The organism is Gemmiger formicilis, assembly GCF_016901605.1.
Classification (GTDB): domain Bacteria; phylum Bacillota; class Clostridia; order Oscillospirales; family Ruminococcaceae; genus Gemmiger; species Gemmiger formicilis_B.
Map to the genome: position 1 here is coordinate 1 of NZ_JACJKP010000298.1, position 1757 is coordinate 1757.

Annotated in this window: 1 protein-coding gene; it reads left to right on the plus strand. The window is 66.7% G+C overall.

What is annotated here, in order from left to right:
* Positions 1-1757 (plus strand): right-handed parallel beta-helix repeat-containing protein (locus tag H6B10_RS14350; RefSeq protein WP_204652223.1); only part of this gene is annotated, 1757 nt, incomplete at both ends.

Below are 1757 nucleotides of genomic sequence, written 5' to 3' on the forward strand. Positions count from 1 at the left end.
CGGCGGGGGACGGTTCCGCCGCCCGGCCTTTTTCCACCATCGGGGCCGCCGCGGCCGCCGCACAGCCGGGGGACACCGTCCTCATCCACAGCGGCATCTACCGGGAATGGGTATCGCCGCCCCGGGGCGGCAGTTCCGACGAAGCGCGCATCTGTTACCGGGGCGCCGAAGGGGAGTGGCCGGTGATCACCGCCGCCGAACCGCTGACCGGCTGGCAGCCCTGCGGCAGCGATGTCTGGCGTGCCGAGGCGGACAACGCTCTTTTCGGGGATTTCAACCCTTATAAGGAAGTGCTGGCCGGGGACTGGTTCGACGGCCTGGGCCAGCCCCACCACACCGGGGAAGTGTATGCCAACGGCCAGGCCCTGGCGGAAGCGGCCTCCCTGGACGACCTGATGGCCGGGACTTCCGGCCGGGACAAGGAATGGTTTGCCGAAGTGCTGCCCCGCCGGACCGTGTTCTACGCCCGGTTCCACGGGCAGGACCCCAATACGCTGACCGTGGAAATCAGTGTGCGGCCCTTCTGCTTCTTCCCCCGGGAGGAAGGCATCCATTACATTACCCTTTCCGGGGTGGAGTGCTGCTGCGCCGCCACCCAGTGGGCGCCGCCCACCGCTTTCCAACCCGGCGCCGTAGGTCCCCACTGGAGCAAGGGCTGGGTGATCGAAAACTGCCGCATCCACGACGCCAAGTGCTGCGGCATCAGCCTGGGCAAGAACCGGGACCCCAAAGACAACCGCTGGAGCCGGGACCCGGACAAGGGCGGCGCCCAGACCTACACCGAGATGATCTTTTCCGCCCTGTGGAACGGCTGGTGCCGTGAACGCATCGGCGGGCACATCGTCCGCGGCAACGAGATCTGGAACTGCGGGCAGGCGGGTATTGTAGGCTGCATGGGCGGCGCTTTCTGCCGCATCACCGGCAACCACATCCACCACATTGCCCTGGGGCAGCGGTTCACCGGGGCCGAGATCGCCGGTATCAAGCTGCACGCCGCCATCGATGTTCTGATCGAGGGCAACGCGATCCACCACTGCGTCCGGGGGCTCTGGCTGGACTGGCAGGCCCAGGGGGCCGTGGTGCGCAGCAACGCCTTTTTCCGCAACGGACCGGAGGAAGATCTGTTTCTGGAAGTCTGCCACGGGCCCTGCCTGGTGGAAAACAATCTGCTGTTGTCCGCTTCCAGTTTTCTGGATGTATCCCAGGGCACAGCCTGCCTGCACAACCTGTTTGCGGGCAAACTCTTTGCCACGCCCGATACCAACCGCTTTACCCCCTATCACCAGCCCCATTCCACCCGGGTGGCGGGCATGATGCTGGTCTACGGCGGGGACGACCGGTTCCTGAACAACATCTTTCTGCGGGGAGAGGGCACCGACGCGGTGCGGGGCGAATACGGTACCAAAGCCTATGAATCCTACAGCGCCGAAGCCCCCGCACGCAGTACCCGGGACGATACCCCCGCCGCCGACCTGGGCCGTACCCTGCCCATGACGGTGCGCAGCAACCTGTACCTGAACGGCGCCGCCCCCTGGTCCCACGAGAAGGACGCCCGGGTGATGACCGACCGGCCGGTGCGGCTGGCGGTGGTGGAAGCCCAGGGGCATTACTGGCTGGAAACCGACCTGGCCGCCCTTACTGCCGACCAGGTGGGCGAGCCTGTGACCACCGCCGCCCTGGGCCTTGCCTTTGAGCCGGAACAGCCGTACACCAACCCCGACGGCTCCCCCCTGGAACCGAGCCGTGATTTTGCGGGC